A 21,042-nucleotide genomic window follows, 5' to 3' on the forward strand; every position below is an offset into this window, starting at 1 on the left:
ATTATTCGGCCATCGAAGGGGAACGGGATGAATTGGCGGGTGGAACCGGATCATAACCGCCGGGATTCCAGGGGTGACAACGGCCGAGACGGCGCGCTGCCAGCCAGCCACCGCGAACGAAGCCATGCTGTTCGATGGCTTCGTAGGCGTAGTTGGAGCAACTGGGGTAAAAGCGACAGTGGCATGCCATCAGCGGACTGATCGCATAGCGATACACCTGGATACAGGCTAGGGCCGCCTTACGCATGGGAGTGGTCGCTTGTCCCGGGGGAGTTTTCAGCGTTTTCGGTTGATCGGTTGCGGGCCAGACGTTTCCAAAGCTTGCCGAACTGGCGTGCCAGCTCAGCATTCTCCAGATCGCCCAGCCCCTTGCGGGCAACCACCACGATATCCCAGCCTGCCAGGCAGTCCTGGTTGAGACGGAAGGATTCGCGGATTTGACGCTTGATGCGGTTGCGTTCGACTGCGAGCTTGACGCTCTTCTTGCCGATCACCAAACCCAGGCGGGGGTGACCGAGCTGGTTGTCGCGCGCCAGTAGCAGGACATTTCTGCCCGGAGCCTTACCGCTGGGGGAGTCGAAGACTGCCTTGAATTGCCGGGGAGTGAGCAGTCGCTTATCCCGGCTGAAGCCTCGACTCACCACCTGTCTGGATGAATTAGACAGTCAGACGCTTGCGGCCCTTGGCGCGACGACGCGACAGGACGGCACGACCGTTCTTAGTAGCCATGCGAGCACGGAAACCGTGGGTACGAGCGCGCTTGATGGTGCTGGGTTGGAAAGTGCGTTTCATGGTGCTTTACCTGGGTGATCGACGAGGGTCGGAATGACCCTGGTTTAAAGAGACCGGCAATTCTAGTGAAAGCCTCGCGGCAGGTCAATTTCCAACCAGCCTTAATCGTCTGGTCCAGGCAGATAAAAGAAAGATAAGAAGAAAAGCATTTAAAGCTCTTTTTCTATATTTATGTATATAGGCAAGTCAGTCATCTGTGGAAAACCCCTTCAGAGCTTAGAGCTACCTGGCTTTGCTGATCTGATAAAGCTGTCCGGAACCCGTGTGCTTTCGGTGTGAAGGCTTGTGGCAGCCTGAGGATGAAAAGGATAATTATCCACAGAATAGGTTATCCCTCACCCTCTCCCCAGTGATTTACCCATGGTTCAGGAAGCCTTATCCACAAGTCTTGTTTGGTGCTGCCTGTATCATGATGGAGTAAATAACACCTTGATTTTGCTTGGCGATCTTCGTCTGCTCATGTGGATAACCTCGGCCTGGACCGGTACAATGACGATCGTTCAAGCATCGCCGCCTATATAGAGGTAGTCAGTGTCAGTGGAACTATGGCAGCAATGCGTCGAGCTATTGCGCGACGAATTGCCCGCTCAGCAATTCAACACCTGGATCCGTCCTCTACAGGTTGAAGCCGAAGGCGACGAGCTGCGCGTTTATGCGCCTAATCGCTTCGTGCTCGATTGGGTCAACGAAAAATACCTCAGTCGCCTGCTGGAGCTGTTGGGAGAGCGTAGCGATGGCATGGTTCCGGCGCTTTCACTGCTAATTGGCAGTCGGCGGGCTGCTACCGCACGAGTGGCACCAACAGCGCCGCTTTCGGCTGCTGCGCGTGTGGCTCAGCAGCAGGGACTGCAGCAATCCCGTACAGCTGTGACTAAACCTGCTGTATCGGTTCAGGAAACGTCGCATAACAGCTTCGACTCCATGGCCGGACAATTGCCGCCACCGCAGGTACCTGCGGTGGCACCACGTCCCGAGCGTACGGTACAGGTTGAAGGTGGGCTCAAGCACACCAGTTACCTGAACCGCACCTTCACCTTCGACAATTTCGTTGAGGGCAAGTCCAACCAACTGGCACGGGCTGCCGCCTGGCAGGTGGCCGACAATCTCAAGCATGGCTACAACCCGTTGTTTCTCTATGGCGGCGTAGGTCTTGGCAAGACTCACCTGATGCACGCTGTGGGTAACCATTTGTTGGCCAAGAACCCCAATGCCAAGGTGGTCTATCTGCATTCCGAGCGCTTCGTGGCCGACATGGTCAAGGCGTTGCAGCTCAATGCGATCAACGAGTTCAAGCGGTTCTACCGCTCAGTGGATGCACTCCTGATTGACGACATCCAGTTTTTCGCCAAGAAGGAGCGTTCCCAGGAAGAGTTTTTCCACACCTTCAATGCCCTGCTTGAGGGCGGTCAGCAGGTGATCATTACCAGCGACCGTTACCCGAAGGAAATCGAAGGGCTTGAGGAGCGCTTGAAGTCTCGCTTCGGCTGGGGTCTGACCGTCGCTGTTGAGCCGCCGGAGCTGGAAACTCGTGTCGCCATTCTGATGAAGAAGGCAGACCAGGCCAAGGTGGAACTGCCACACGACGCAGCATTCTTTATTGCCCAGCGCATTCGCTCCAACGTGCGTGAGTTGGAAGGTGCGCTGAAGCGGGTGATTGCTCATTCGCACTTTATGGGGCGTGAGATCACCATCGAGCTGATCCGAGAGTCACTCAAGGATCTGCTGGCTCTGCAGGACAAGCTGGTAAGCATCGACAATATCCAGCGCACCACTGCCGAGTACTACAAGATCAAAATGTCGGATCTGCTCTCCAAGCGGCGCTCGCGTTCCATTGCGCGGCCGCGGCAGGTGGCTATGGCGCTGTCGAAAGAGCTGACCAATCACAGCCTGCCGGAGATCGGCGTAGCCTTCGGCGGGCGGGATCATACTACGGTATTGCATGCATGCCGTAAGATTGCTGAACTTAGGGAATCCGACGCGGACATCCGTGAAGACTACAAGAATCTGTTGCGTACCCTGACCACCTGATCGCGATCGGGGTGAGGCAAAGACGAGCTCCTTAATTACGAATATCCACGAGGCAAGGGACTAGACCATGCATTTCACCATTCAACGCGAAGCCCTGTTGAAACCCCTGCAACTGGTCGCCGGCGTCGTGGAGCGACGCCAGACGCTGCCGGTACTGTCCAATGTGCTGATGGTGGTCGAGGGACAGCAACTGTCGCTGACCGGTACCGATCTGGAGGTTGAGCTGGTAGGCCGGGTCACGCTGGAGGATGCGGCTGAGCCGGGGGAAATCACCGTTCCGGCGCGCAAGCTGATGGACATCTGCAAGAGCCTTCCGGCCGATGCGCTGATCGACATCCGGGTCGACGAACAGAAGCTGCTGGTCAAGGCCGGTCGCAGCCGTTTCACGCTGTCCACTCTGCCCGCCAACGACTTTCCCGCTGTTGAGGAAGGCCCGGGCTCATTGACCTTCAACCTGCCACAGGCCAAGTTGCGCCGTCTGATTGACCGCACCAGTTTTGCCATGGCCCAGCAGGACGTGCGCTATTACCTCAACGGGATGCTGCTGGAAGTGCAAAACGGCTTGCTGCGTGCGGTGGCTACCGATGGCCATCGTCTGGCGCTGTGTTCGATGGAAGCCGCCATTCAGCAGGACGGCAAGCACCAGGTCATCGTGCCGCGCAAGGGGATTCTCGAACTGGCCCGCCTGCTTACCGAGCAGGATGCTGAGGTAAGCATCCTGCTGGGTCAGCACCATATTCGCGCCAATACCGGGGAATTTACCTTCACTTCCAAACTGGTTGACGGCAAGTTCCCGGACTACGAGCGCGTGCTGCCACGTGGTGGTGACAAGTTGGTAGTGGCGGATCGTCAGGGCCTGCGTGAGGCCTTCAGTCGTACTGCCATCCTGTCCAACGAAAAGTATCGTGGGATCCGTCTGACCCTGGCAGCAGATTTGCTGAAAATCCAGGCTAACAACCCCGAGCAGGAAGAAGCCGAGGAGGAAATTGCCATCGAGTACGCTGGCGGTAATCTGGAAATCGGCTTCAACGTCAGTTATCTGCTTGATGTGCTGGGTGTGATGACTGCTGAACAGGTTCGTCTGACTTTGTCTGACTCCAACAGCAGTGCCCTGCTGCAGGAAGCGGACAATGAGGATTCCGCCTACGTTGTCATGCCCATGCGCCTCTGATTCAACAGCATGGCCGGAGGGGGATAGATCCTCCGCTTTCAATTTCCTCCTCCGCTACTGTCTCTGTTCCGATCCCGCTTTAGAGCGGGATCGGTTTCCGCCAAAGGTCAACGGATGTCACTGAGCCGCATCACGATCACCGCGGTGCGAAATCTGCAGCCGGTTACCCTCTCCCCTTCCCCTCGCATCAATATCCTTCACGGTGCCAACGGCAGCGGCAAGACCAGTGTGCTGGAAGCCGTACATCTGTTGGGCCTGGCCCGCTCTTTTCGTAGTGCCCGTCTGCAACCGGTCATCCACTACGATCAGCCGAGTTGTACTGTCTTTGGGCAGGTTCAGCTGGGTGAGGGAAGTGTGGCCAACCTGGGAATTTTTCGAGATCGTCAGGGTGAATTACAAATCCGTATCGACGGACAGAATGTGCGAAGCGCAGCTCAGTTGGCCGACCTGTTGCCGTTACAGCTTATAAATCCGGATAGTTTTCGCCTGCTGGAGGGCGCACCGAAGATACGTCGACAGTTTCTCGATTGGGGAGTGTTCCACGTGGAACATCGCTTCCTCCGAGCTTGGCAACGATTGCAGAAGGCCCTGCGGCAGCGGAACTCGTGGCTGCGTCATGGTACACTTGACACGGTTTCGCAAGCCGCTTGGGATCGCGAACTGTGCAGTGCCAGCGAGGAAATCGATAGCTATCGTCGCGCCTACATACAGGCCCTTAAGCCGGTGTTCGAGCGCACGCTTGCCGAACTGCTACAGCTCAATGGGCTTACCCTGAGTTACTACCGTGGCTGGGACAAGGATCGTGCATTGAGCGAAGTGCTCGCCGCTTCCCTGCCCCGCGATCAGCAACTTGGACATACCCAGGCGGGGCCGCAGCGCGCTGACTTGCGTTTGCGCCTTGCTGGACACAATGCGGCAGAGATTTTGTCGCGCGGACAGCAGAAGCTGGTGGTGTGTGCGCTGCGTATTGCTCAGGGGCACCTGGTCAACGAGCGCAAGCGAGGCCAGTGTATCTATCTGGTGGACGATCTGCCGTCCGAACTGGATGAACAGCATCGCCGAGCCCTGTGCCGGCTGCTGGAAGAATTGCATTGTCAGGTGTTTATCACCTGTGTGGATTATGAATTGTTGAGGGAAGGCTGGCACAAGGATACGCCGGTTGCCATGTTCCACGTGGAACATGGTCGTATCACCCAGACCCAAGACCATCGGGAGTGAAGGCATGAGCGATAACCAAACGTACGACTCCTCCAGCATCAAGGTGCTGAAAGGGCTGGATGCCGTACGCAAACGTCCCGGGATGTATATCGGTGACACAGACGATGGTAGCGGTCTGCACCACATGGTGTTCGAGGTGGTCGACAACTCGATCGACGAGGCGCTGGCAGGTTACTGCAGCGAGATCAGCATCACCATTCACCCTGATGAATCCATCACCGTGCGTGACAACGGGCGTGGTATTCCGGTGGATATCCACAAGGATGAAGGGGTTTCCGCGGCCGAAGTGATCATGACCGTGCTTCATGCCGGCGGTAAGTTCGACGACAACAGTTACAAGGTATCGGGCGGCCTGCACGGCGTGGGTGTTTCCGTGGTCAACGCGCTGTCCAAGGAACTGGTGCTGACCATTCGCCGGGCCGGAAAGATCTGGGAACAGACCTATGTGCACGGCGTTCCGCAAGCCCCGCTCAGCCCTGTTGGAGAAACCGAAGGTACTGGTACGCAGATTCATTTCAAACCGTCTGAAGAGACCTTCCGCAACATCCACTTCAGTTGGGATATCCTGGCCAAGCGTCTACGTGAACTGTCTTTCCTGAATTCCGGCGTGGGTATCCTGCTGAAGGATGAGCGTACCGGGAAAGAAGAGCTGTTCAAATACGAAGGTGGCCTGAAGGCTTTCGTCGAGTTCCTCAACACCAACAAGAATGTGGTGAACCAGGTATTCCACTTCAGCGTTCAGAGGGAAGACGATGGTGTTGGCGTTGAGGTCGCCCTGCAGTGGAATGACAGCTTCAACGAGAACATCCTTTGCTTCACCAACAACATTCCTCAGCGTGACGGTGGTACTCACCTGGCGGGTTTCCGCTCTGCCCTCACCCGCCATCTGAACAACTACATTGAGCAGGAAGGTCTGGCTAAGAAATTCAAGGTTTCCACCACTGGCGACGACGCTCGTGAAGGCCTGACCGCGATCATCTCGGTGAAAGTGCCGGATCCGAAATTCAGCTCACAGACCAAGGACAAGCTGGTTTCCAGCGAGGTGAAGACTGCTGTCGAGCAGGAAATGGGCAAGTACTTCGCCGACTTCCTGCTGGAACACCCCAATGAAGCCAAGGCCGTGGTCGGCAAGATGATTGACGCCGCGCGTGCCCGAGAGGCTGCACGCAAGGCCCGCGAAATGACCCGTCGCAAGGGAGCTCTGGATATCGCCGGGCTGCCGGGAAAACTCGCGGATTGCCAGGAGAAGGATCCGGCGCTTTCCGAGCTCTACATCGTGGAGGGTGACTCCGCGGGCGGTTCTGCCAAGCAGGGTCGCAACCGCAAGACCCAGGCGATTCTGCCGCTCAAGGGCAAGATTCTTAACGTTGAAAAGGCTCGCTTCGACAAGATGCTTTCCTCGCAAGAGGTGGGCACCCTGATTACCGCACTGGGCTGCGGTATTGGTCGCGAGGAATACAATATCGACAAGTTGCGTTACCACAACATCATCATCATGACCGATGCTGACGTTGACGGTTCGCACATCCGTACCCTTCTGCTGACCTTCTTCTTCCGTCAACTGCCGGAACTGATCGAACGTGGCTACATCTACATCGCCCAGCCGCCGCTGTACAAGGTGAAAAAAGGCAAGCAGGAGCAATACATCAAGGACGACGAGGCCATGGAGGAATACATGACCCAGTCGGCTCTCGAAGATGCCAGCCTGCACGTCAACGAGAACGCCCCGGGACTGTCCGGCGAGGCGCTGGAGAAACTGGTGAGCGAATACCGGGCGGTGATGAAGACGCTGGATCGCCTGTCCCGTGTTTACCCGAAGGAAATCACCGAGCACCTGGTTTATCTGCCGCGCATCGGTCAGGAGAACCTGGCCGATCAGGCTTTCATGCAGCAGTGGCTGGAAGGCTTTACCGCGCGCCTGAAAGCCAGCGAAAAGTCCGGGCAAACCTACAGCGTCAGTCTGCGTGAGGATACCGAACGCCGCCTGTGGCTGCCGGAGGTGGAAATCACGGCTCACGGGCTGTCCAACTACACCACCTTCAACCGTGACTTCTTCGCCAGCAATGACTATCGCAGCGTCACTCTGCTGGGCGATCAACTCAACAACCTGTTGGAGCCCGGTGCCTACGTACAGCGTGGCGAGCGCAAGAAGCCGGTAGCCAGCTTCAAGGAAGCACTGGACTGGCTGATGACAGAAAGCACTCGCCGTCACAGTATCCAGCGCTACAAGGGGCTTGGCGAGATGAACCCGGATCAGTTGTGGGAAACCACCATGGATCCGGAAGTTCGGCGCATGCTGAAAGTGACGATTGAGGACGCCATCGCCGCCGATCAGATCTTCAATACTCTGATGGGCGACGCCGTGGAACCCCGCCGCGACTTTATCGAGGCCAATGCCCTGGCGGTGTCGAACCTGGATTTCTGATGGTTTTGTCGACGGGCAGGTTAATTGGCATGATTTAACGAGTTATTGTCATGACAATTTCTGTCACTACCCCGGCCTAGCGCCGGGGTTTTTCTTTGTAGATCAGGCAGTTGGACATAGCCACACAGTCCCGCATAGGTGTGCTGTGTAGTGAAGCTACAAGGAATAGGCGAAAAATCTCGTTTTGGCGTGGACGAATTCTGGGAGATTCGGCGGGGCGGATGGATCGCCTCAATTCATGCCAATCAAAATAGCATCGCCCATCAGTAGTCATTACTGATGGGCAGTGCGATGCGACCCGCTTGCGGCTTCTTTAAAACGAACCGCATGCTGATGTGCCTTCCACCCTTCCACCCTTCCACCCTTCCACCCTTCTGGAGGTGGGCAAAGTTATTTTGTAGTGGTCAAGCCATCCCGGACAGTGGGTTAAGGTTTTCTTCAGCAACGGCGGGCGGTAGCCCGTCGTTGAATTGATGCGGCCTGATCCAGTTGTAGCGATGCATCAGGTAGTGGCTGATGTCCCGTTGTGCCTCCTGGGCGGTTAGGTAACCGGTCGGCGGAACCCACTCCGACTTCAGGCTCCGGAACAACCGCTCCATCGGAGAGTTATCCCAGCAATTTCCCCGGCGGCTCATGCTCTGTTCCATCCGATATCGCCACAACCGTTGCCGAAACAGGCGACTGGCATATTGGCTGCCCTGATCGGAATGAAACAGCACCTGCTGTGGTTTTCCTCGTTGCTCGTAGGCCATATCCAGCGCCTTGATGACCAAGTCTGCATCCGGCTTGGCGGAGAATGCCCAGCCAATTATTCGTCGTGTATGCAGATCCAATACCGCCGCCAAGTAATGCCAGCGGCCTTGTGCCCAGATGTAGGTAATGTCGCCGCACCACACCTGGTTGGGGCGTTCGGTGTTGAACTCACGGTTCAGCCGGTTCGGGATATCTGGTCGCTCAACCGTAGCCTGCTTGTATGCGTGCGAGCCCGGCTGCTTGCCAATCAGGCCCAGCTCACGCATCAACCGACGTACACGAAAGCGGCCAATTCTCACGCCATCCTCACGCAGCATGCCCAGAATGCTTCGGCTGCCAGCCGAGCCTCGACACTGATTGCACAGCTGGTTGACCTGGCTGCGCAGTGCAACGCGGCGCGCATCAACACGGCAGCGTCGAAGGCGATAGGCGTAGTAGCAAGATCGCACCACGTTGAAGGCTGAACAGACCACTTCCACCGACTCCCGCTCACTTAACTGGTCTATCAGCGCGTACGATTGAGTTCGTCCGACATCAAGAGAGCGGTAGCCTTTTTTAGAATCGCTTTCTCCCGTTCCAGTCGGTCGATCCTGGTTTCCAGCTCTTGGATTTTCTGCTGCTCGGCGATGGCCAGCGCAAGCGCGCCACCTTGGAGACGGTCGGGCGGATTTTCTGAGGGAGTTGTGGCCTGAAGGGGGATTCGAACCGGGCTTCGCATAACACCGGTTCGGTTAGATGGCGGGGACGATCCCGCCCGCTGAAACGCCAGGAGTGATCGTGATGGATAAGCCGAGTCAGGCCGATGTTATTCACTGCGCGGTATGCGGCATTGACACGCGTGTATCTGGCTACGGTCAGCAATTTGGCAGCTTGCAAGCGCTGTGGGGGTATGGCTCGCAGCACGATGGCGAGCGTTACCGCGTGCATCTTTGCGAGCCATGTTTCTTCGGGACGTTGGCCTATCTTCGCGAGCAGCGCCGTATCCACACGATGTTTGATGATGATCAACCCACGGATAATCAGGAATTTGGAAGGGTTGCTCGCGATGACTTTTTTGGTGAGTCGTAACGAGCTTTTCGACGCCATGGTCGGGACGAACAAGACTACTTGCTGAGTGCCAGCAGACGCTTAACCCTACAGGCTCCTCTGCCAAAAGCGGAATGACCGCATAGTGCTCCGCATGCTCGGTCGCGGAACGCTCAATTTCCCGTAGCTCATTGACCGCCCGCTAATGTGATTACCGATCTGTAAGCCGAATACCTGGCCCACATTGGAGGCTGGATCAGTGCTCACCAGCAGCACCCGCTTGCCCTGACGGCTCAGCTCCAAGGCTGTCGCCTAGGCAATGGACGTCTTGCCGACCCCGTCCTTGCCGGTAAAAACAGGAAGCGCGGTGCAGTCGATAAAGCGCATGGCAGCCCCCTTAGCGGTGGTTGAGGCTGTTCTCGTACCAATTGCGTGTGTTGTTGACCATTCGTACCAGGCAGAGCATCACCGGCACTTCTATCAGCACGCCGACCACTGTCGCCAGGGCGGCGCCCGAGTTGAAACCGTACAGGACAATAGCCACGGCAACCGCCAGCTCGAAGAAGTTCGAAGCGCCGATCATGGTGGCCGGGCCTGCCACGTCATGGCGCACTTTCAGCGTATGGCAGAGCCAGTAACCCAGCGCCGCGATGAACAGTGTCTGCACCAGCAGGGGAATTGCGATGATGCCGATGACCAAAGGCTGCTCGACAATCGACTCCCCCTGGAAGGAGAACAGCAGCACTAGGGTTGCCAGCAGAGCCAGAATGGAGAACGGAGAGATTCTGGCCAGAGCCTTCTGAAAGCTCGCTTCGCCACGCTTCATCAAGTGAACTCGCAGAAACTGGGCGATGGCCAGCGGGATGACGATGTACATCACCACGGAAAGCAGCAAGGTGTCCCAGGGCACCGGGATCGAAGAGACGCCGAGCAGCAAGGCGACGATGGGCGCAAAGGCAAACACCATGACCAGATCGTTGAGCGCTACCTGGGTCAGTGTGAAGTTGGCATTGCCCTTACACAGGTTGCTCCAGACGAACACCATCGCCGTGCAGGGCGCCGCACCGAGCAGAATCAGGCCGGCCATATAGCTATCCAGCTCCTCGGCGGGTAGCCAGGGTGCAAACACCTGCTTGATGAAAAACCAGCCAATCAGCGCCATGGAAAACGGCTTGACCGCCCAGTTGACGAACAGGGTGACGAACATGCCGTTCTTCTGTTGGCGCACTTCACTGATTGCGCTGAAGTCGATCTTCATCAGCATCGGGATGATCATCACCCAGATCAGCAGACCGACCGGGATATTGACCTTGGCGACTTCCAGGGCGCCTACGGCCTGGGCCGCTTGCGGAACAACCAGGCCAAGGATGGTGCCCGCCACGATGCACAGGAACACCCACAGGGTCAGGTAACGCTCAAAAACACCCAGCGGAGCCCCGGAGGCCTGTTTCAGGGCGACTTCACACGCATTCGTCATCTTTGCTGCCTTCCTCGTTCGCCTGGCGCGCAGAGCGCCATATATTCACTTTTCCACATATTCGGAAAAGGTAATATATTGGCTCGCATGCATGTTGGATAGGGGGCAGCATGAGTCAGACAAAGCCAAATACAGAGCCCAACGGCAGCCAACCCATGTCGCCAATCGAGGTGTTCAAATGCCTGTCCGATGAGACGCGGGCGCGCATCGTTTTTCTGGTGACCCAGGAGCAGGAGCTGTGTGTCTGTGAACTGACCTCGGCACTGGAAGCAGCACAACCAAAGATTTCCCGACACCTGGCCATGCTGCGCAGCGGCGGCCTACTGGAAGATCGACGCAAAGGCCAGTGGGTGTACTACCGCTTGCATCCGCAGTTGCCGGAATGGGTGAGCGAGATCTTGAAAAAGACCCTGGACAGCAATGCCGAATGGTTGCGCCAGGACGTGCAGCGCCTCCGGCAAATGCGTGATCGCCTCGGGAGCAAGACTGCCTGCGATTAGACGCAAACGCTCAACTCGAAAGCGATGCACTCAAGTCCAAGCCGAACAGAAGCGGCCAGCTGTAGCCCAATAGGTAATGACCCCATGATTGACAATCTGCCCAACGTCGTCGAGGAGCTGTTTGACCGCTCTATCCCGGCAAAACTGAATCTCCCCGAAGGGGGGCACAAGCCGCGCATTCTGCTGCTCTATGGCTCCAACCGAGAGCGCTCCTACAGTCGACTGCTAACTCAGGAAGCGGCACGCTTGCTGGAAGCCTTCGGTGCGGAAACCAGAATCTTCAATCCTTCCGGCCTGCCCATGCCGGACGATACTGACAGCAGCCATCCCAAGGTCAAGGAACTCATCGACTTGGTGCTCTGGTCGGAAGGTCAGGTGTGGTGCTCACCGGAGCGCCATGGAGCCATGACCGGCGTGTTCAAATCGCAGATCGACTGGATACCGCTGGCCATGGGTGCCATCCGCCCCAGTCAGGGCAAGACCCTGGCCGTCATGCAGGTCTGTGGCGGCTCGCAATCCTTCAATGCGGTTAACCAGATGCGCGTTCTGGGGCGCTGGATGCGCATGTTTACTATCCCCAACCAATCGTCGGTGCCCAAGGCCTACCTTGAATTCGACGAGGCCGGACGCATGAAACCCTCCAGCTATTACGACCGCGTAGTGGACGTCATGGAGGAACTGGTCAAGTTCACCCTGCTGCTGCGGGGGCACAGCGACTATCTGGTCGACCGCTACTCGGAACGTAAAGAGTCCGCTGAAGAACTCTCCAGGCGCGTCAACCAACGCAACCTCTGACTGAAAGATATCGTTGCCGATAGGGCACAGGAGCACAGCATGCGAGTTCTCTTTATGTGCACAGCCAACAGCTGCCGCAGCATCCTGTCCGAGGCGATGTTCAATCATCTGGCCCCAGATGGCTTCGAAGCGGTCAGCTCTGGCAGCTTTCCCAAGGGGCAGGTGCTGCCGCGCAGCCTGACGACTCTGCAACAAGCTGGAATCTCCACCGAGGGGCTGAGCAGCAAGGGCAATGATGCGTTCGAGGGAAACCCTCCGGACATCGCCATCACGGTCTGCGACAAGGCTGCCGGCGAGGCCTGTCCGGTGTACTTCGGCTCGGCGCTGAAGGCCCACTGGGGGCTGGCGGATCCCTCGGACGTGCAAGGCACTGATAGCGAGGTGGATGCTGCCTTTCGAAGCATCCTGACGCGGATCGAGAAGCGCTGTCGTGCGTTCCTCGCCTTGCCCTTCGAACAGCTGAGCCGCGACGAACTCCAGCGTGAGCTTGACAGAATCGGAACGATCTAAGCGCGATATGAACACCGGAGGGTGAGATGTCACTTCAGGCCAAAATTGTTCTGCCGGATGAATTTCCCGCCCTTGCAAAAGCACTTCAGGACGCGGGGCTGCCAGCTGATGACATTGCTCTTCTTGGGCGAGTCTTCTACTCATTTTCCTTGGATGGGCAACACATCGGTTATGCCGGGTTAGAGATCTATGGCCCTGTCGCCTTGCTTCGTTCGGTATGGGTTGCGGAGCAGCATCGCCAGCGCGGGCTAGGCAGCCGAGTGGTCAGTGAGATGGAAAGGATCGCCTTTCAGAGCGGCGTCGAAAGCCTGCATCTTCTGACTAAGAACCAAGCTACATTCTTGGGTTTACCCCATTTCCACGGACGGTTCCACAACGCATGCGCGGATTATGAAAGTGCTCGTGTAATTAGCAGGGCCGCACGCGTCTGCTACGACTGATTTCATGCCAGACGAGCGAAGAGGTTTTCACTGGTGGTGTTGTCGCCGCAATGCCCGAAGGCTTGCCTTGTGATTGCCCCCGGAAATGTGTGAAGACCATTTTTATTGTTGCTTGAAGGCTTCCTCCTTCTCCCGGGCTCCCGCCACCCGCAGGGTATTACGCCCGGCATTCTTGGCGGCATAGAGTGCCGTGTCGGCCTGATGCAGCAGCTCAGTGAGATTCGTGTGTTCGTCCACATGCGATACGCCGCAAATACCGGCGCTGAAGCTTAGGTTGATGGAGTGTCCAGCAAATCGCGCCGGTTTGTCGCAGAAGGTGCGACGTAACTGGTCGACCAGTTGCAACGCTCCGTCCGCATCGGTACCGGGTAGCACCAGCAGGAACTCTTCCCCACCGTAGCGTCCTACATGATCATGCCTGCGTAAACGGCGTTGCAGGTGTGTAGCGCAGTACTTGAGCACGTCGTCGCCGATCAGATGGCCGTAACTGTCGTTGATCCGCTTGAAGTGGTCGACATCGAGCATAGCGATGGCCAGAGGAGTCTTCAGCCGGCAGGCACGCTCTATTTCATCGGTGAAATGTTCGATAATCGCCCGGCGGTTGGGGATACCAGTTAGCGTGTCGAGCATTGCCGTCTGGCGTAGCTGGGATTCGATGCGCTCGCGGGATAGCAACACCAGACCGAAAGACAGCATCAGCACCGTAGCTGCGCCGATGGAAACCGAGAAGGTCTGTTTCAGGTTGCTGACGTTGTAGTGCATTTCTGCCGGTGCACCGCTGAGTATCACCACAACGCGCATACCCAGACCAGTGAGACTGAGGGCAGAACCGAATAGCAGTACGCGGTGAGCCCGGCCGCCTGGCACGGAATATCGGCGACTGAAGTGGAAAACCAGCAGGCACTGGCACAGTAGCACCATACAAGCTGTCAGTTGGCGGGGTATCTGGGTGTTGAGCAGTACAGTCAGCAACACGACCTGTACTACGGGGAAAGTGAAGGCCAGTTTCCAGGGCGGCGGACGGCCGTGGATCAATGGCAGACTGACGGTATAGAAGGCCATGGCGGTCGACAGCAGGGTGTTGGCCAGCACGTAGCTGATCCACAGTGGCGCATGACCGAATAGGGTGTAACCAACATAGGCGAGTGAATGCGAGAGCATTCCAAGGCCGGTGGTGAGCATGCCATCTCGGTGATCCAGCCGGCCCACCAGAATCAAGCAACTGCCCATCAGCACCGCGACCAGTGCCACAGCACCGAACAGCGTCTGGGTATGGGCGACCATGATTTTCCATTGTCTTTATCGGGTGGTCTACTGTATTACAGTCGCCCGCTGACGAGATAGCAAAATGACATCCCTGCTTCTGTCGCGCACTATGTAAAAGATCTCCAACGTGGGGAGCACAACTGAGTAGAGACAGCCGAGTGCTGTTATGTGCCGTATCTGACCTTCACGCTGTGATTGCGGATGACCAGGTCGTCGGTAAAACCAGCCAGGCAGATGGCTGGAAGAGCCGGCAGCGTGCAGAGCAAAGGGGGATGCAGCTGCGACCAAAGGGCACTTGGCTGACGCTCACGTCATGGATCTGAAATCCGCCGCAGCAGGTTTTACAAGACTGGCTTGAGCGAATAGATGCCGAACTCTTTTCCCCGGGCGGTTATCCCGGATAACCCGTCCCGGCGCAGCTTCTGGCGGTGTGCTTTACGCGTTCGTCCGTGTCCTGCCGGTTAACGTATGCCCTGTGTGAGCCTCTTTCGCTTGATGGCTTTTTGCTATAAGACCAGCAAGATACGTGGCACCGTAGCCCTGCCCGGTCTTTTTATGAACATCTTATCCACAGTTAGCGGGCTTCGGCCGGCGTCTCTGCTGACAGTGCTTCACCACGCAGGGCTGCTTGCTGACATCTGACCCACTGGTAGGCGCGCTCGTTGAGTTCGGCGATAGCACGTGGGCCCTCCCCCTCGGCGTGCATAGGCGCGCCAATGATCACCTGAATGGTGCCGGGGCGCTTGCCCCAGCCTTCCTTGGGCCAGAATTCGCCGGCATTGTGTGCGATCGGCAATACCGGCAGACCAGCGTTCACCGCCAGCGCCGCTCCGCCACGGGAGAACTTGCCGAGTTGCTCCGGCGGGTTTCGCGTACCCTCGGGAAATACCAGCACCCAGGCACCCTGGCGCAGTCGCTCGTCGCCCTGGCGGGCCATCTGCTTGAGCGCCGCCTTGGGATTGCTGCGATCGATGGCGATAGGTTTGAGCAGAGCCATGCCCCAACCGAAGAACGGCACATGCAGCAGTTCACGCTTGACTACCTGTGATAGCGGCTCGAACAGCGCGGAGAGGAAGAAGGTTTCCCAGGTACTCTGGTGGTTGGCGAGAATCACGCAGGGGCGCTGGGGGATGTTCTCCAGGCCGCGTACCTCGTAGCGGATGCCGGCCACCACCCGAGCTAGCCAGACTGCGCAGCGACACCAGGTCTGAATGACGAAGCGATAGCGCTGACGAAATGGAAGTAGTGGTGCTACCAACAGACTGATCAGGCACCAGAAGAACGAACTGGACGACAGCAGCAGGTAGAAAAGCGTGGTTCTGAAAGCCTGCAGTATCGTCATGGAGCCTCGTACCTTAGGAAGTGAGCAGTTGGTCGGCGACCGCTGCGAGATCATCGAACACCAGGGTTCCTGGTGGCAACGGCCTGGTCAGGGTGCGTTCGCCCTTGCCGGTTTTTACCAGAACGGGCTGACAGTCGACGGTCAGCGCCGCCTGCAGGTCACTGCTGCTATCGCCGACGAACCAGACTCCTGCCAGATCTGTGGCGTAGTGTGCAGCAATCTGCCAAAGCAGGCCGGGCTTAGGCTTGCGACACTCGCAGTGGTCATCCGGCCCGTGCGGGCAGTAGGCGATCAGGCCAAGCTCACCACCCTGCTCTGTCACCAGTTGGCGCAGGCGTGCGTGCATCGATTCCAAAGTCGCCAGATCGTAGTAGCCGCGAGCGATGCCGGACTGGTTGGTGGCTACCGCCACGATCCAGCCGGACCTGGACAGACGTGCGATGGCACTGATCGACGAGGGGATCGGAATCCACTCGTCGAGTGACTTGATGTAGGCGTCGGAGTCTTCGTTAATGACGCCGTCGCGGTCGAGAATCAGCAGTTTCATTCGGCGATCCGGGGGCCGACGGGTGGGCGCGAAGGCTCCCACCCGGTCTGCCCGTGCCTCTTTCAGCCAAGCAGCGAGATGTCTGCCACGCCGAGGAACAGCCCGCGCAGGCGGGCCAGCAGGGCGTAACGGTTGGCGCGCACGCGGGCGTCCTCGGCGTTGACCAGTACCGCCTCGAAGAAGGCGTCTACCGGGTCGCGCAGATCCGCCAGTCGGGCCAGTGCCTCACGATACTGGCGTGCGACGGACAGCGGCTGCACGGCCTGGTCGGCCTGCTGAATGGCCGCGTGCAGGGCGAACTCGCTGGGGCTGTCGAAGTAGTGAGCCTCGACCTGTTCGGCGATACTGCCTTCGGCCTTGCTCAGCAGGTTCGATACACGCTTGTTGGCGGCGGCCAGGGCTTCGGCCTGTGGCAGTGCGCGGAACGCCTGCACGGCCTGTATGCGCTGGTCGAAGTCCAGTGCCGATACTGGGCTTACCGCGCGTACAGCCTGGTACACGGCGACATCGATGCCCTCGTCTTCGTAGCGGGCACGCAGGCGGTCGAAGATGAAGTCCAGTACCTGGGGGGCCAGGCCCTGGGCCTTGACCTTGTCGCCGTATTGGCCGATGGCGAAGTTCACCGCGGCGACCAGGTCGAGATCCAGGCCCTTCTCGATCAGGATGCGCAGTACGCCGAGAGCAGCACGACGCAGGGCATAGGGATCCTTGGAGCCGGTCGGCAGCATGCCAATGCCGAAGATGCCGACCAGGGTGTCGAGCTTGTCGGCCACCGCGACTGCAGCACCGGTGAGGGTGCTCGGCAGCTCGGCGCCGGCGCCACGCGGCATGTACTGTTCGTTCAACGCCAGGGCGACGTCTTCCGGTTCGCCATCGTTGAGTGCGTAGTAGTAACCGGCGATACCCTGCATTTCTGGGAACTCGCCGACCATCTCAGTGGCCAGGTCGCATTTGGACAGCAGGCCGGCACGGGCAGCGCGCTGCTCGTCACCACCGACCTGGCTGGCGATGAAACCGGCCAGCGCGGAGACGCGGCGAGCCTTGTCGAACACCGAGCCAAGCTGGGCCTGGAATACCACGTTGGCCAGGCGCTGGTTGAAGCTTTCCAGACTTTGCTTCTTGTCCTGTTTGAAGAAGAACTCGGCATCGGTCAGACGTGGACGCACCACCTTCTCGTTGCCGGCGACGATTTGTGCCGGATCCTTGGACTCGACGTTGGCCACGGTGATGAAGCGCGGCAGCAGCTTGCCGCCCGCATCGAGCAGGCAGAAGTACTTCTGGTTGTCCTGCATGGTGCTGATCAGCGCTTCCTGCGGAACCTCGAGGAAGCGTTCCTCGAAGGAGCAGACCAGCGGCACTGGCCACTCGACCAGCGCAGTGACTTCATCGAGTAGTGCCGGCGGCACGATGGCGGTGCCGTTCTCGGCTGCGGCCAGCTCGTCGACACGGCGGCTGATCAACTCGCGGCGCTCGGCGAAGTCGGCCAGCACGAAGGCGCTGCGCAGATCCTCGACGTAGCTGGCCGGGCTGCTGATGTGCACCTCGCGGTTGGCATGGAAGCGGTGACCACGAGACACGCGACCGGCCTTCTGTGCGAGGATCTCGCAGTCGACCACGGTGTCGCCGAACAGCATCACCAGCCACTGGGTCGGACGCACGAACTCGTCGCGGCGTGCGGCCCAGCGCATGCGTTTGGGGATCGGCAGGTCGTTCAGCGAGTCGCTGACGATGGTCGGCAGCAGGTTCACCGCCGGCTGGCCGGCAATGTGCTGGGCGTAGCGCAGTTTCGGGCCACTGCGGTCGATTTCGCTGATGTCCACGCCGCACTTGCGGGCGAAGCCCAGCGCGGCCTGGGTCGGGTTGCCGTCAGCGTCGAAGGCGGCCTGGATGGGCGGGCCGTCGAGGTTCATGCTGCGATCCGGCTGTTGGCTGGCCAGCTGTTCTACCAGTACTGCCAGACGACGCGGCGCGGCATATACGTGAGCGTTCGCATAGTTCAGGCCGGCGGCCTTCAGGCCTTTTTCAATACCGGCGAGGAAGGCGTCACCGAGAGATTTGAGCGCCTTCGGTGGCAGCTCTTCGGTACCCAGTTCGACCAGGAAATCTTGTGCACTCATGCTTGCGCCTCCAGCTTGGCCAGTACTTCGTCACGCAGTTCGGGGGTGGCCATGGGGAAGCCGAGTCGGGCGCGGGCCTGCAGGTAGCTCTGCGCCACGGCGCGGGCCAGGGTGCGCACGCGCAGGATGTACTGCTGGCGCGCGGTCACAGAGATGGCGCGGCGGGCATCCAGCAGGTTGAAGGTGTGCGAGGCCTTGAGCACCATCTCGTAGGTTGGCAGCGGCAGCTGCAGTTCGATCAGGCGGTTGGCTTCGCTCTCGTAGAAGTCGAACAGCTCGAACAGCTTCTCGACGTTGGCGTGCTCGAAGTTGTAGGTGGACTGCTCCACCTCGTTCTGATGGAACACGTCGCCGTAGGTCACGGTGCCGAACGGGCCGTCGGTCCAGATCAGGTCGTAGACCGAATCGACGCCCTGCAGGTACATGGCCAGGCGCTCCAGGCCGTAGGTGATCTCGCCGGTCACCGGGTAGCACTCGATGCCGCCAACCTGCTGGAAGTAGGTGAACTGGGTGACCTCCATGCCGTTGAGCCAGATTTCCCAGCCCAGCCCCCAGGCGCCGAGGGTCGGCGACTCCCAGTTGTCTTCGACAAAGCGGATGTCATGCACTTCCGGATCCAGGCCGATGGCCCTGAGCGAGCCCAGGTACAGCTCCTGGAAGTTTTCCGGATTGGGCTTCAACACCACCTGGAACTGGTAGTAGTGCTGCAGGCGGTTGGGGTTTTCGCCATAGCGGCCATCGGTCGGACGGCGCGAGGGCTGCACGTAGGCGGCGTTCCAGGTTTCTGGACCGACGGCGCGCAGGAAGGTGGCGGTATGGAAGGTTCCGGCGCCCACTTCCATGTCATAGGGTTGCAGCACCACGCAGCCCTGCTCGGCCCAGTAGTTCTGCAAGGCCAGGATCAGATCCTGGAAGGTGCGCACGGCAGGCTTGTTCTGGCTCACGAAAAAGTTACCTGTGGAGGCTTGCGAGGAAAGCTGGGGAGTATATCGAAACTCGACGCAGGCCGCAGGGTACGGCACGTTGGCATCGTCCCATCAGGTGCAATGGCTGTATTTATATCCAGATATATTGTCGTTATAGTCGCCGCATCATCCTGACCGAGGCTTTTTCCATGCCCCGCTGCTTCTGGTGTACCGACGATCCCCTGTACCAGGCCTATCACGACGAGGAGTGGGGTGTGCCGCAGCGCGATCCGCAGCATCTGTTCGAGATGCTGTTGCTCGAAGGCGCGCAGGCCGGTCTGTCGTGGATCACCGTGCTGAAGAAGCGCGAACGCTATCGCCAGGTGCTGCACGGTTTCGACCCCGAGCATCTGGCGCGGTTGAGCGATGACGAGATCGAGGTGCTGATGCAGGATCCGGGCATCATTCGCAACCGCCTCAAGCTCAGGGCCGTGCGGCAGAACGCCCGGGCCTGGCTGCAGCTGGAAGATCCGGCGGGTTTCCTCTGGTCGTTTGTCGGCGGCGCACCAAAGATCAATCATTTCAGCGAACGTAGCCAGGTGCCGGCGGTAACGGCGGAGGCCGCTGCCATGAGTAAGGCGTTGAAGAGAGCCGGTTTCACCTTTGTTGGGCCAACCATCTGCTATGCCTTCATGCAGGCCACCGGCATGGTGATGGATCACACAACCGATTGTGACCGCTATGAGCAACTGAAGGCCGGCTAAACGCCGGCTTTACTGACTGGGCTGACCTGCGCCGCTACAATTGATGCTTTTCTGAGCGGTAGGAGTCTGTCGTGGAAAAACTCAAGGGCGCCTTGGTGGTCGGCTTTTTGCGCCTGTTCGCGTTGCTGCCATGGCCTGTAGTGCAGGCGCTGGGCAACGCCATCGGCTGGCTGATGTGGAAGCTGCCGAACGGCTCGCGCGAAGTGGTGCGGATCAATTTGAGCAAGTGCTTCCCCGAGTTGAACGAGGCCGAACTGGACAAGCTGGTTGGACAAAGCCTCAAGGACATCGGCAAGACCCTCACCGAGAGCGCCTGTGCCTGGATCTGGCCGGCGCAGAAATCGCTCAAGCTGATCCGCGAAGTGGAAGGCCTGGAGGTGCTGCAGCAGGCCCTGGCCTCGGGCAAGGGTGTGGTCGGCATCACCAGTCACCTGGGCAACTGGGAAGTGCTCAACCACTTCTACTGCAACCAGTGCAAACCGATCATTTTCTATCGCCCGCCCAAGCTCAAGGCGGTCGATGAACTGCTGCAGAAGCAGCGCGTGCAGATGGGCAACCGCGTTGCGCCATCGACCAAGGAAGGCATCCTCAGCGTCATCAAGGAAGTGCGCAAGGGCGGCGCCGTGGGCATTCCGGCCGACCCCGAGCCGAGTCGCTCGTCGGGTGTGTTCGTGCCCTTTCTCGGTACCACCGCCCTGACCAGCAAGTTCGTCCCCGGCATGCTCAGCGGTGGCAAGGCAGTCGGCGTGTTCCTGCATGCGCTGCGCCTGCCGGACGGCAGCGGTTACAAGGTGATTCTCGAGGCGGCGCCCGAGGGCATGTACAGCGATAACGTCGAGGAAGGCGTGGCGGCCATGAGCGAAGTGGTCTCGCGCTACGTGCGCGCCTACCCGAGCCAGTACATGTGGAGCATGAAGCGCTTCAAGAAGCGTCCGGATGGCGAGGCCAAGTGGTACTGAAGCGGCT

The 21,042-nt window shown here is 58.8% G+C and carries 20 protein-coding genes and 2 pseudogenes; 11 read left to right on the forward strand and 11 right to left on the reverse strand.

The features are described from left to right. Nucleotide 1: 1 nt before the first annotated feature. Genes yidD through rpmH form a run of 3 tightly spaced genes read right to left on the reverse strand, consistent with a single transcriptional unit; the run spans nucleotide 2 to nucleotide 792 of the window. Nucleotides 2-247, reverse strand: coding sequence for a membrane protein insertion efficiency factor YidD (gene yidD, locus NCCP436_RS00335; RefSeq protein ID WP_220801805.1), 246 nt, complete (start codon nucleotides 245-247; stop codon nucleotides 2-4). After that, the gene (gene rnpA, locus NCCP436_RS00340) at nucleotides 240-641 is read right to left on the reverse strand and encodes a ribonuclease P protein component (protein ID WP_220801806.1); all 402 of its coding nucleotides are present in this window, start codon (nucleotides 639-641) and stop codon (nucleotides 240-242) included. The genes yidD and rnpA overlap by 8 nt, the downstream gene beginning before the upstream one ends. 16 nt (nucleotides 642-657) lie before the next feature. Continuing rightward, nucleotides 658-792, reverse strand: a complete 135-nt coding sequence (gene rpmH / locus NCCP436_RS00345; protein WP_003246698.1) for a 50S ribosomal protein L34 — start codon at nucleotides 790-792, stop codon at nucleotides 658-660. A gap of 531 nt (nucleotides 793-1,323) precedes the next feature. On the opposite strand from rpmH, the gene dnaA reads away from it, so the two are divergent. The 4 genes from dnaA to gyrB all read left to right on the forward strand — a co-directional run bounded on the left by dnaA (nucleotide 1,324) and on the right by gyrB (nucleotide 7,634). Continuing rightward, complete coding sequence (gene dnaA / locus NCCP436_RS00350; RefSeq protein ID WP_220801807.1) at nucleotides 1,324-2,820, forward strand: chromosomal replication initiator protein DnaA; 1,497 nt, start codon at nucleotides 1,324-1,326, stop codon at nucleotides 2,818-2,820. Nucleotides 2,821-2,887: 67 nt separating this feature from the next. Further along, nucleotides 2,888-3,991, forward strand: coding sequence for a DNA polymerase III subunit beta (dnaN, locus tag NCCP436_RS00355; protein WP_220801808.1), 1,104 nt, complete (start codon nucleotides 2,888-2,890; stop codon nucleotides 3,989-3,991). 114 nt (nucleotides 3,992-4,105) lie between these two features. Beyond that, nucleotides 4,106-5,209: a DNA replication/repair protein RecF gene (recF, locus tag NCCP436_RS00360; protein ID WP_220801809.1), complete on the forward strand. Its 1,104-nt coding sequence runs from the start codon at nucleotides 4,106-4,108 to the stop codon at nucleotides 5,207-5,209. A gap of 4 nt (nucleotides 5,210-5,213) precedes the next feature. Continuing rightward, nucleotides 5,214-7,634: a DNA topoisomerase (ATP-hydrolyzing) subunit B gene (gene gyrB, locus NCCP436_RS00365; protein WP_220801810.1), complete on the forward strand. Its 2,421-nt coding sequence runs from the start codon at nucleotides 5,214-5,216 to the stop codon at nucleotides 7,632-7,634. Between the two features lie 404 nt (nucleotides 7,635-8,038). Here the strand turns inward: gyrB and NCCP436_RS00370 are convergent. Next, nucleotides 8,039-9,009 (reverse strand): annotated as a pseudogene (locus NCCP436_RS00370) (IS3 family transposase); the annotation flags it as partial. 158 nt (nucleotides 9,010-9,167) lie between these two features. On the opposite strand from NCCP436_RS00370, the gene NCCP436_RS00375 reads away from it, so the two are divergent. Then, nucleotides 9,168-9,455 carry a hypothetical protein gene (locus NCCP436_RS00375; protein ID WP_220801811.1) on the forward strand — a complete coding sequence of 96 codons (288 nt, stop codon included), beginning with the start codon at nucleotides 9,168-9,170 and terminating at the stop codon, nucleotides 9,453-9,455. Nucleotides 9,456-9,617: 162 nt separating this feature from the next. Here NCCP436_RS00375 and NCCP436_RS00380 read toward each other — a convergent pair. Both NCCP436_RS00380 and arsB read right to left on the reverse strand, forming a co-directional pair. Beyond that, nucleotides 9,618-9,805, reverse strand: a pseudogene (locus NCCP436_RS00380) (ArsA-related P-loop ATPase); the annotation flags it as partial. Between the two features lie 5 nt (nucleotides 9,806-9,810). Then, nucleotides 9,811-10,890, reverse strand: a complete 1,080-nt coding sequence (gene arsB / locus NCCP436_RS00385) for an ACR3 family arsenite efflux transporter (protein WP_220801812.1) — start codon at nucleotides 10,888-10,890, stop codon at nucleotides 9,811-9,813. Between the two features lie 155 nt (nucleotides 10,891-11,045). Between arsB and NCCP436_RS00390 the strand changes: the two genes are divergently transcribed. From NCCP436_RS00390 to NCCP436_RS00405, 4 genes are all read left to right on the forward strand, one after another. Next, nucleotides 11,046-11,390, forward strand: a complete 345-nt coding sequence (locus NCCP436_RS00390; RefSeq protein ID WP_259651421.1) for a metalloregulator ArsR/SmtB family transcription factor — start codon at nucleotides 11,046-11,048, stop codon at nucleotides 11,388-11,390. 84 nt (nucleotides 11,391-11,474) lie between these two features. Continuing rightward, nucleotides 11,475-12,185 carry an arsenical resistance protein ArsH gene (gene arsH, locus NCCP436_RS00395; RefSeq protein WP_220801814.1) on the forward strand — a complete coding sequence of 237 codons (711 nt, stop codon included), beginning with the start codon at nucleotides 11,475-11,477 and terminating at the stop codon, nucleotides 12,183-12,185. 39 nt (nucleotides 12,186-12,224) lie between these two features. Then, the gene (locus NCCP436_RS00400) at nucleotides 12,225-12,695 is read left to right on the forward strand and encodes an arsenate reductase ArsC (protein ID WP_220801815.1); all 471 of its coding nucleotides are present in this window, start codon (nucleotides 12,225-12,227) and stop codon (nucleotides 12,693-12,695) included. Between the two features lie 26 nt (nucleotides 12,696-12,721). After that, nucleotides 12,722-13,135 (forward strand): GNAT family N-acetyltransferase, encoded by a 414-nt coding sequence (locus tag NCCP436_RS00405; protein ID WP_220801816.1) that lies wholly within the window; start codon nucleotides 12,722-12,724, stop codon nucleotides 13,133-13,135. Nucleotides 13,136-13,237: 102 nt separating this feature from the next. Here the strand turns inward: NCCP436_RS00405 and NCCP436_RS00410 are convergent, their stop codons facing one another. The 5 genes from NCCP436_RS00410 to glyQ all read right to left on the reverse strand — a co-directional run bounded on the left by NCCP436_RS00410 (nucleotide 13,238) and on the right by glyQ (nucleotide 19,351). Beyond that, a complete protein-coding gene (locus NCCP436_RS00410) occupies nucleotides 13,238-14,419 on the reverse strand; it encodes a GGDEF domain-containing protein (RefSeq protein ID WP_220801817.1) in 1,182 nt (393 codons plus the stop codon). Between the two features lie 556 nt (nucleotides 14,420-14,975). Then, nucleotides 14,976-15,743, reverse strand: a complete 768-nt coding sequence (locus tag NCCP436_RS00415; RefSeq protein WP_220801818.1) for a 1-acyl-sn-glycerol-3-phosphate acyltransferase — start codon at nucleotides 15,741-15,743, stop codon at nucleotides 14,976-14,978. 13 nt (nucleotides 15,744-15,756) lie between these two features. Further along, nucleotides 15,757-16,290 (reverse strand): D-glycero-beta-D-manno-heptose 1,7-bisphosphate 7-phosphatase, encoded by a 534-nt coding sequence (gmhB, locus tag NCCP436_RS00420; protein WP_220801819.1) that lies wholly within the window; start codon nucleotides 16,288-16,290, stop codon nucleotides 15,757-15,759. 62 nt (nucleotides 16,291-16,352) lie between these two features. Then, nucleotides 16,353-18,407 (reverse strand): glycine--tRNA ligase subunit beta, encoded by a 2,055-nt coding sequence (gene glyS / locus NCCP436_RS00425; RefSeq protein WP_220801820.1) that lies wholly within the window; start codon nucleotides 18,405-18,407, stop codon nucleotides 16,353-16,355. Then, on the reverse strand, nucleotides 18,404-19,351 hold the full coding sequence (gene glyQ / locus NCCP436_RS00430; RefSeq protein ID WP_220801821.1) for a glycine--tRNA ligase subunit alpha: 948 nt from the start codon (nucleotides 19,349-19,351) through the stop codon (nucleotides 18,404-18,406). Before glyQ ends, glyS begins: the two co-directional genes overlap by 4 nt. 170 nt (nucleotides 19,352-19,521) lie before the next feature. Here glyQ and NCCP436_RS00435 point away from each other — a divergent pair, with 170 nt between their 5' ends. Continuing rightward, nucleotides 19,522-20,076, forward strand: coding sequence for a DNA-3-methyladenine glycosylase I (locus tag NCCP436_RS00435; RefSeq protein WP_220801822.1), 555 nt, complete (start codon nucleotides 19,522-19,524; stop codon nucleotides 20,074-20,076). A 71-nt stretch (nucleotides 20,077-20,147) separates the two neighbouring features. Continuing rightward, nucleotides 20,148-21,035, forward strand: a complete 888-nt coding sequence (locus tag NCCP436_RS00440) for a lysophospholipid acyltransferase (protein ID WP_220801823.1) — start codon at nucleotides 20,148-20,150, stop codon at nucleotides 21,033-21,035. Nucleotides 21,036-21,042 lie beyond the last annotated feature (7 nt).

The organism is Pseudomonas sp. NCCP-436 (assembly GCF_019656335.1).
GTDB lineage: Bacteria > Pseudomonadota > Gammaproteobacteria > Pseudomonadales > Pseudomonadaceae > Aquipseudomonas.